This is a genomic window from Bartonella sp. AA89HNZF, assembly GCF_042196905.1.
Taxonomy (GTDB): Bacteria; Pseudomonadota; Alphaproteobacteria; order Rhizobiales; family Rhizobiaceae; genus Bartonella.
The window spans coordinates 20,455-29,378 of the sequence record NZ_JBHIRD010000019.1 but is presented as its reverse complement, the minus strand read 5'-3'; the positions used below and the strand labels follow the sequence as shown (position 1 = coordinate 29,378).

Below are 8,924 nucleotides of genomic sequence, written 5' to 3'. Positions count from 1 at the left end.
TCTTCTCCAATGGCGGCGCGTAGATCAAGGCCAGCAGAACCCGCTGTCGCGTAGCAAGGAAGTTCTAAACCTTGTCCATGTGCAAGACGCTGAACAAATAAAGTCTGGGCATGTGAAGGTTGAGAAGAGACTGGAGAAGAGTAAGGATACTTGTTTAGAGGTGCGTTTAGTGAAAAAACTTTGAAAGCAAATGCGTATTCCCTCTGCACTTTAAAAGCCCAAAGAATTTCCAGTGAAAGAGTGGTTGGGTATGTGTTATTTTGAGAGTAGCGATTTTTCAGAGCCTCTTAAGTGTGTCCCGTTGAACCAAAACCTCCTGTTCCACGGCTCTCGTTATGGCTTTGGGTATTTTGCTCTGGTTCAATGGCGCAAACATTAACTTGGGATACAGGGGCGATGACTGTTTGGGCAATGCGCATGCCCCGTTGGATTGAAAAGTCTTCTTGGCCTAAATTGATAAGAAGGACTTTGACTTCACTTCCGGGTAGTCACACTCAATCGTTCCTGGAGTGTTGAGGCATGTGATGCCGTGTTTTAAGGCTAAGCCAGAGCGTGGACGTATTTGTGCTTCAAACCCAAGGGATAAATGAAAAATGAGACCTGTTGGAATAAGAGCACGCTCCCCAGGGCTAAGAACAAGCGTTTCTTCTTCTCCAATGGCGGCGCGTAGATCAAGGCCAGCAGAACCCGCTGTCGCGTAGCAAGGAAGTTCTAAACCTTGTCCGTGTGCAAGACGCTGAACAAATAAAGTCTGGGCATGTGAAGGTTGAGAAGAGACAGGATGATTGTTTAGAGGGGCGTTGGTTTCAGTGTGCGACATGATCGAGGCATTTCCAAAATATGAGGTCTAGAAGAAAATGATACTTTAACAAAAGATATCTATAAAACCAAGTCGATAAAGGTCTGTGGATATAGGTTGTCCCCAGAGCTTGCTTATCATCTCTTGCTGACCTAAAATATTCTACAACACCACCTAACATCATCAATGATGGCTTATGCCTAGGGGCATGCGCTTATTTGAGATCTAAATTATGGTTACAGATAAGATTTTTTTAGATACTACCGATAAGTATACCCGTGGCAAAAACCAAGGCACCTCCAATGATGACCTGTAAAGAAGCGCGCCAAAAGGGAGTTGACATGAATTTGTTCTGAATCCAGACGATGGCGCCGAGTTCGAAAAAAACAATGATAAAAGCAATAATTGTCGCTACATAAAAAGAGTTGATCAAATAGGGAAGCGTATGGCCTAATCCTCCTAATGTGGTCATAATGCCGCTGGCAAGGCCTCTTTTTAATGGCGAACCACGTCCTGATAATTTGCCGTCATCATGGGCTGCTTCTGTGAAACCCATCGAAAGTCCTGCACCAATTGAAGCTGAGAGTCCTATCAAAAAAGTTTGATGCGTGTCTCCCGTGGCAAAAGCTGCGGCAAAAATGGGGGCAAGGGTGGAAACAGAGCCATCCATTAACCCTGCTAGACCTGGTTGAATCCAAGTCAAAAGTGTTTGTCTTTGCGTTTTCGAAGGTTTTTTTATGGTGTGATTTGCCGCTGTTGTTTTTTGGGAGGGATGGCGGCTCTTGCCTTTCACAAGAGAAGTTTTGTCACATAATGAACCGATGGTGTTTGCACGATTATGGCAAGAAAGGCACAAAAGTTGCTTATAATTTTTAAGCTCTTGAAGCCCCATAGCGGTAAAAACCGCGGCTTCCTTAGAGGAATAAGGTTCGAGAGCTTTTGCATATTTTAAATAGAGCGCCGCATGTTGCTCTTTTATTTTGAGTGCGCGAAGCATCACGTTTTGTGCTGAACGAAAGAACAGAGCTTTACGTTGTACAAATGAAAAAAACGATTTCAACATTTTCTGTTCCTTTGCACTTTAGAATAATTCTAAAACATAAGAAAAATAAACCGAAAGTCAATCTAAAAATTCAAAACTGAAAAATTGCAAAAAGGTTGCAGTAAAAAAATGCTGGGATGCTATGAAAGTAAAGCTGGCAAATAAATTCAAGTACAGGAAGATTTATTAAGTGGGAGATTTATTAAGTGGGGTCGAGAGGGGGGCGTGAAAGCATTGAGAGAAAATATGCTTTATTATGGGACGTTTTCAATGGAGCATTCTAATGTATTGTGAATATATGGAAATAAGCGGGCACGATCATTCATTTGACGGGTTCAAAAGACGATAATAATCTTTGGAATTTGAAATAATTCTTTAAAAGAGACTTTTTTCAAGGAACAAAAGTCTCTTTCATGAGGGCGTCCGTGAAGAGTATAAAAGAGTAAAACAGTAAAGCCTTCATACAATAATATACACTCCATTGAGTCTTTCCATCTTTACGCTGCATAAAAGATATTGATTTATAATGATAATCTAGCGTTATTCATATTGAATTAGCCTCCCGAATAACGTGGGATTCTCTCATTTCAAATCTGTTTATCTTGAATCAATCAAAATCACTTGCTTGCACACTACAAGCGGGGTTGGTGTGTGGGTAAAAACTATAGAAGAAAGAACTAAAAATGGCTCTTATGAACCGTCTTAAGAGCCAAGGGCTGTCGCAATATTGGGGGCTGGCAAATAGATGGTGCTGGCTTGTTACTTCATAAAGAGCAAGCCCGGCATCGTCATACACCTTAGCTCCCAATGTTGCGACAGCTTTTAGCTCGGTTTATTATAGGTATGGCATTTTATTGTACAGTTTGACGTCACGCATTCCGCTTGTGTGGGGGGGTAAGTCAGTATTCTTATGATATTTACGCGCATTTTAGCGTTGTTACAGCTTTTGCATTTAGAGGTGGATTTGATGTAACGAATTATCTTTTGTGCTGTAATTGCAGGGGCAGGTTTAAGGGTGGGAGTGCATAAATGAAAGAGATATTATCATATCAAATTGTTTGATCACGCATAAAAATTTATGCTTTATGAAGGGGCATTTATCGCCTTGTAACTGGCCTGATATCTTGTATGAAAGCCCAAAATTCAGTAGAATTCCTCTCATTTCAAAACTTCTTATATTGAAGCAATTCAAATCATTTTCTTGTGGATCACAAGGAGGGGTGTGGTTGTGGGATTATTAAAAAGTGTGATAAGCGTGCAATGTGAGGGGAGTATAATCTCTGTGTCAGTGAAGGAGATTGCTCTTAGCATTTTGAAAAATATGTTAAGTTTTGTAGAAAAAGCGGGGAATATATGGAAATTGATGAAAGTATAGAATGGCTTTTACGTTCTCAAAAAATAACAATACTGCAGGCAGCGTTATTGATAGTGGATTTGAATCCACTCATATGTAAATTTACCAACGCACTCAGACCTGGAGGCAGTGATATTTACGAAGGAGGGAATCAAGTACCGCTCGCTAAAATTGCTTTATTCCGAGCTGTTTATAATGAGATAGTAAGAGAAGTAGAAGAGGAAAAATTAAGGGTAGAATGGTACTATCGTTGTGATTTTCAGGGGTTTCGTTTGGAGGAGAATCCTATTGCTGAATATTCTTCTGTTTCCCTAGATGATTTGAGGAAATGGCTTTTATTGCGTGGTAAGAGACCTAAAGTTTTTTTCCCTGAGGATAATTTTGCTGAGACTAAGGATCAAAAATATGCGTTTCAAGATCCAACGCATCCACGTTATGCTCCAAAGCTTGCTGCTATTGTTGCGGCATGGCAAGCGGTGAGTGAGGCTGAGGGTGGTAAAACTGTTAAAGGAACGCTTATAAAGTGGCTTAGTGACAATGCCGTTCAGTACAAGTTGGTGGATGATGATAATTTACCAAGAGAGAAGCTTATTGAGGAATTAGCGGCTGTTGCGAATTGGGAACCTACCGGAGGGGCGCCTAAGACACCTGCCAATTAATTTTATCAAAAAAAAAAATAAAAAGATCACTAAAATTGTGCTGCTTTTTTTGATAATTTTGAAGATAATCTCTTTTTCTGGGGGGATTTTTACTTTTCTTCCCTAGATTATAAGTAATTGTTTTTCAATAAAAATAATTTTTATAGTGTTCCTCTGACTGTTCAGGCGGGGGAAAATAGACATTTTGGGCAGTAAAATTTACCCTGTAGTTTTCGTAACTTACCTCTCTATTTTTGTTTGATTTTTTTGGTCATTTTTAAAATCCAAATCAACTGAAATGGATTTAAATATGATAAAAATACTTTCTTTTTTTACGGTGCGTGGAAGTGCAAAAAATTCTCAAGTAAGTGCACCGATAAATACACCAATATTGGAGCAGCCTGTTGCTGATGAGGTGGTGCGTAAATCGTTTAGAATAGGTCTACTATCGCATTGGTTAAAGTTTGAATTTACCCTTGTTATGGAAAAGGTCAAAGCTGAGCGTCATGTGCGCTCTCCATAAAGAAATCTTGCTATCTATAGACCCAGTGAGAGTTTTTCTTAAGAAATTTGCACAATAGTAAAACTCGTTAGCAAAACCCGTTCTTTGGCGTAACAAAAAGGATGTCATAAATGATTATCTCATCATAAATATGCTTTAAGAATAACCCTTGCGTGGCGAAAGTCTATGGCGTAGTCTCTATAGACTTTTGTTCCGTGTGTGGTGATTAATGCTCTTGTTTATCTCTTGTCAATGCAAGTGCCAACGAAAGTGATGGGTGTAGTTTGACACTAGGCTTTATACTCAGTGGGATTAGGTGGTAATTCGTTGTTTTTATGTATAAAATTTAGCATTCAATGCGCGTTTTGTCAAAATAGATTTTGACATTTAAAATTGTAAAAAAGAGCTAAAAAGAGTGAAAATCAGAAAAAAGTGCATTTTCATGCTAAAAATGAGAGAAGGCTTTGAGAGGTCTTTGACCCCCCTTTGAGAGCCTTTTAAAAACTCTTTGAAAAAAAATTAATTGGTACAAAACCTAGTGTCAAAATATACAAAACTTGATGACAAGCTACAATGGGTGTCTATTGCTTCATTGTGATGCTTGGTTGTTCATGTTTAGAAACGACAAGTGTATTAAATGCGATAGGGCTGATAGAAAGGAAAACGTATCCTGTAAAAAATAGGTATATCTTTAAAATAAAGCTGATAAACGAAATTATTTTTTTATCTACCTTTTATATGGTGAGAGAAAGGTATTCAAAGTGCAAGCATACGCAATTTAGCAGTAAATCCCAAAATAGCATAGATCGTTTCTCGGAAAAGGGGAAGAAAATCTATCTGTAAAAGCTATGTTGGGTCGTGTGACAGGTGAAATAATGCGGTTAGGGCAATAAACAATTGTTATTGGTGAAGAGATAGAAATCGATTGGGGGTTGATTTCTAGTTTATTAGAGAATTTTCTTTGTTATCTCGTAAAAATACTATTTTGAGGTGTGGTCATATAAAGCGAAGCTTTTTTCAATCTTGGAAAGATATTCCCATTGCGGAAAATCATATAAAGTTTAAGCAACGGCAGCACGATTTTTTGTGCAATGAAATGATAAGTATGTACAATATCTCGGTAATCTCCATGGGAAACTTTACCGGATCCAAGGTGTGGATATTGTCTTCTGCTTATCCCAAATCGCAAATATTTCAAAACAACAACGGTGGAGAATGAATGTTGGATATGTTCTAGGGAAGGTTGCAAAAAATGGCAGTTTTCAAAAAAATACCAAAAATGACGAAAGGAGCGGTTTCCCACTCCTTCGTTCCTATCTCCCCTTGCGGGGAAGCGGCCACCATTACTGATGCCGTGTATGCTGATATAGGTACACTTATTTTTCTCAAAAGTCAATAGTGTAAATGCGGTAAATATTTGAGCATCAGAGCTACAACTTTATGAAAATCTTCGCAGGATAATCTTGGAACGGTACGTGAGCAACTTAAACGACTTACAGAAACTGTTGTGACATAATTGCAGATAATCCATGCTTTTTTATTCTCTATAGGAGATTGTATTGGATACGCAGCGGGATTATTGGGTTGTGATTTCGTTGAAAAAGGTAAAACTGTCACATTTCCATATAATTTTGCATTCTTAGAAAGCACTAAAACAGGCCGCTTTTTCCAAAATTCAGGGAGTATTGAATCATGAGGAAAATCGCACCAAAAAACTTGCCTGATGCGTGGTGCCGATTTGATTCGTGGTTTTATATGAGGTGGTTTTTCGTAAGGAGCATTTAAATCCCTTTCTTTTATATGCTCGCGCCATGCATTATGATCATGTTCCATCATAACACATGGTTCTTCAAGTTTGGTTATATCTAAGGAAATAGGTGATAGGGTAGAAGGCGCTGTGTTCTTATCTTCAGCCATAGCAGACCATTTATATTTATTGGTCCCCTCACTTATTATTTTACGGCTTTTCTATCACGAGTTTTTATCAAAATGTTGCTTATAAGTACAGAGAGATGAAACCATAAAATGGATGTCTCTGCTTATTTTTGTCTTTTGAGTACAACGTTAGAGGAGGGATGTTGGTAACTCGTTGGTGTTGGTGGGTTGGTTTGGCGGTGGGTGGTTTTGGGTGGGGATTGGTGACTGGAGGGTTGGTTGGTTAGAGGGGAAGCTATTGGAGAGAACGAGTGTACGCGGTTTCGTTTCTATTTTATGGTTAGAGTTTTTTATGGACTGAAAGAATTCCTTTTGAAGCGATATAGAGGCTTATAAGGGAGAAAAATAGGCTTGAGACGACATTCCAACCGGCAAATGAGAGAAAAAGAAAGCGTACGGATGCTTCAGAACAAGAAGGGGGATGAATGCTATTTAATTGGTTAAGCAGCTGGTTAATGTCTGAGGTTTTTCTGACTGCGCTTAAACCACAGCTGAGGGGAGCTTCCCAAAAGCCATATTCAACACCCGCATGATAAACGGCTAAAACAAGGCTGATGCACATTAAGACAAAAACACACAAAAATAAAAGTTGTATCCAAGCCGTTGTGCGAAAAAAACATGCCCCAAAACCTGCTAAGAGCAAAAATGGTATGGCACCATAATAGGGAAAACGCTCTATGAGACATAAATCGCAAGGAAGATATCCTCCGAAATGTTCAAAACCAAGGGCAATCCCTATTGTGGCAGACAAGCAAAAAGCGAGAAAAAAAGCCCATAAACATTGTTCTTTTCTGCTGGGTTCAACATGAAGGTGCTTGTGTAAAAGTGGATGAGAAGACAAAACGCATGCCATTAAGTCTGTTCCTTATAAAAGCTTCTTGTTTAAAAAAGCTATGAAAATCCCATAAATTAAAAGGAGGCTAACACAACCAATGAGAACAATCCATTTAAAATGCTGTACTAGAAAATTCATTGCTTTTTGCCCAAAATGTTTAATCAGCCACGCAAGAAGATAAAAACGAGCGCCTCTGGAAAAAATACAAATAAGAATGAAAAATTCAAGACGCACACTCATAACACCGGCCAAAATTGTGACAATCTTGATGGGGGGAAGATGAAAAAAACCTGATGTTATCAGTAAAATGATGAGAAATTGCAGGGTTGTACTATTTTTCAGAGATTCAAAACTTTCAACCTTACCATAAATTTCTAAAATGGGTTTGGCAAGGGTATCATAGGCAAAATGTCCGATAAACCAACCGGCAATGCCTCCTAATACAGAACAGATCGTCGCAATCAAAGCATAACGATAAACCCGCTTTTGATGGATAAGCAGCATCGGAATATATAAAACATCTATGGGAATTGGAAAAATAGAACTTTCAATAAAGGCAATGAAACCAAGCCAGTGTGGTGCTGTACGCCGATTTGCTAAAGAAATCGTCCAAAGCTTTAATTTGTTTAATATCATGAGGCTTTTATAAGTTTAAGAGGTAAAGACTTTACAAATGAGATTGCTATAAATCCGGTAGAGAAATCCAATAAAGAAAATATTCCATAAAATAGATAAGAAAATGATATGAATTCTTAAAAAATGAGAAGTCTTCTGTTGACGAATCTGTTCTTCTTCATATAGTGCAAAGGAATAATCGACAAGTCTGTCTTTTATAGTCCTGTCTTTTATAGCAGTGTGCGGGTGTGGTGGAACTGGTAGACGCGCCAGACTCAAAATCTGGTTCCGAGAGGAGTGTCGGTTCGAGTCCGACCACCCGCACCACTTCATAAATATTTTCCTTTATCCTGTTACGGCGCATCGCTTTGATTTATAAAACATGGGATTTATAGACCGTGTTCAATGTTTTGCATGTTGAATGAAAAACCTCGAATACCGTAGGATTCTCTCATTTCAAGTCTGCTTATAGTAAATCAACCAAAATCATGTCGCTCGTACGTTGCAAGCTAGATGAGCTCGCGTGGAGTGAAATTTTACAAAAAATGAATAAAAATGCCTCTTATGCTGTTTCAAGGGCATCATTGGAGGTAAAGTATATGATGGATGGTGCCAGCTTGCATTTTTATGAAGTGTAGAGATGGTGCTCTATAGATTTTATATTCCTGTGGGTGCTGTCGCAAAATGAGCTTGAGGGTTTTGAGAGATGTTTCTTTAAAACACGCATGTGAATTGGCAACCCAAGTATCTTGAATTTGAGTGTGTTTGGTTTGAAGCGCTGCCGTATGATATGAAGGGTGTGATCCAAAAAAGATATGTGAGAAACAAAAACATGGGGCAATGTGTAATTTCCTCTCTTTAAAAGACAGGAGCTTTAGAGGCTTAAAAAATAGTGCTTTAGAGGCTTTATAGATTTTATATTCTTGTAGGTGCTTTCGCAAAATGGGCTTGAGGGTTTTGAGAGCTGTTTCTTTAAAACACGCATGTGAATTGGCAACCAAAGTGTCTTGAATTTGAGTGTGTTTGGTTTGAAGCGTTGTCGTATGACATGAGGGGCGTGATCGCCAAAAAGATATGTGAGCAACAAAAACATGGGGTAGTGCGTAATCTCCACTCTTTAAAAAACGGGAGCTTTAGAGGCTTAAAAAATAGTGCTTTAGAGGCTTTATAGATTTTATATTCTTGTAGGTGCTTTCGCAAAATG

At 38.7% G+C, this 8,924-nt stretch carries 6 protein-coding genes, 1 tRNA gene and 2 pseudogenes; 3 read left to right on the top strand and 6 right to left on the bottom strand.

Annotated features, from left to right (window positions below; all coding sequences use genetic code 11):
- From ACFIN0_RS07925 to ACFIN0_RS07915, 3 genes and pseudogenes are all read right to left on the bottom strand, one after another.
- A pseudogene (locus ACFIN0_RS07925) lies at window positions 1-209 on the bottom strand (hypothetical protein); the annotation flags it as partial.
- A 78-nt stretch (window positions 210-287) separates the two neighbouring features.
- Window positions 288-820: pseudogene (gene dut / locus ACFIN0_RS07920) on the bottom strand (dUTP diphosphatase).
- Window positions 821-1,052: 232 nt separating this feature from the next.
- Window positions 1,053-1,862, bottom strand: a complete 810-nt coding sequence (locus tag ACFIN0_RS07915) for a VIT1/CCC1 transporter family protein (RefSeq protein ID WP_375702270.1) — start codon at window positions 1,860-1,862, stop codon at window positions 1,053-1,055.
- Window positions 1,863-3,194: 1,332 nt separating this feature from the next.
- Between ACFIN0_RS07915 and ACFIN0_RS07910 the strand changes: the two genes are divergently transcribed.
- Window positions 3,195-3,854: a hypothetical protein gene (locus tag ACFIN0_RS07910; RefSeq protein WP_375702269.1), complete on the top strand. Its 660-nt coding sequence runs from the start codon at window positions 3,195-3,197 to the stop codon at window positions 3,852-3,854.
- Between the two features lie 289 nt (window positions 3,855-4,143).
- Window positions 4,144-4,356, top strand: a complete 213-nt coding sequence (locus ACFIN0_RS07905; RefSeq protein ID WP_375610238.1) for a hypothetical protein — start codon at window positions 4,144-4,146, stop codon at window positions 4,354-4,356.
- Window positions 4,357-5,727: 1,371 nt separating this feature from the next.
- Here the strand turns inward: ACFIN0_RS07905 and ACFIN0_RS07900 are convergent.
- From ACFIN0_RS07900 to ACFIN0_RS07890, 3 genes are all read right to left on the bottom strand, one after another.
- Window positions 5,728-6,252 carry a type II toxin-antitoxin system PemK/MazF family toxin gene (locus ACFIN0_RS07900; protein ID WP_375608131.1) on the bottom strand — a complete coding sequence of 175 codons (525 nt, stop codon included), beginning with the start codon at window positions 6,250-6,252 and terminating at the stop codon, window positions 5,728-5,730.
- A 298-nt stretch (window positions 6,253-6,550) separates the two neighbouring features.
- Window positions 6,551-7,123 carry a disulfide bond formation protein B gene (locus tag ACFIN0_RS07895; RefSeq protein ID WP_375702268.1) on the bottom strand — a complete coding sequence of 191 codons (573 nt, stop codon included), beginning with the start codon at window positions 7,121-7,123 and terminating at the stop codon, window positions 6,551-6,553.
- Between the two features lie 12 nt (window positions 7,124-7,135).
- Window positions 7,136-7,741: a YqaA family protein gene (locus ACFIN0_RS07890; protein WP_375606496.1), complete on the bottom strand. Its 606-nt coding sequence runs from the start codon at window positions 7,739-7,741 to the stop codon at window positions 7,136-7,138.
- A gap of 221 nt (window positions 7,742-7,962) precedes the next feature.
- Between ACFIN0_RS07890 and ACFIN0_RS07885 the strand changes: the two genes are divergently transcribed.
- Window positions 7,963-8,047: transfer RNA gene (locus ACFIN0_RS07885), tRNA-Leu, on the top strand.
- Window positions 8,048-8,924 lie beyond the last annotated feature (877 nt).

Excerpts from the sequence above, each read along its gene's own strand:
- ACFIN0_RS07890 (WP_375606496.1), bottom strand. The coding sequence starts at position 7,741 with ATGATATTAAACAAATTAAAGCTTTGGACGATTTCTTTAGCAAATCGG.
- ACFIN0_RS07900 (WP_375608131.1), bottom strand. The coding sequence starts at position 6,252 with ATGGCTGAAGATAAGAACACAGCGCCTTCTACCCTATCACCTATTTCC.
- ACFIN0_RS07905 (WP_375610238.1), top strand. The coding sequence starts at position 4,144 with ATGATAAAAATACTTTCTTTTTTTACGGTGCGTGGAAGTGCAAAAAAT.
- ACFIN0_RS07910 (WP_375702269.1), top strand. The coding sequence starts at position 3,195 with ATGGAAATTGATGAAAGTATAGAATGGCTTTTACGTTCTCAAAAAATA.
- ACFIN0_RS07895 (WP_375702268.1), bottom strand. The coding sequence starts at position 7,123 with ATGGCATGCGTTTTGTCTTCTCATCCACTTTTACACAAGCACCTTCAT.
- ACFIN0_RS07915 (WP_375702270.1), bottom strand. The coding sequence starts at position 1,862 with ATGTTGAAATCGTTTTTTTCATTTGTACAACGTAAAGCTCTGTTCTTT.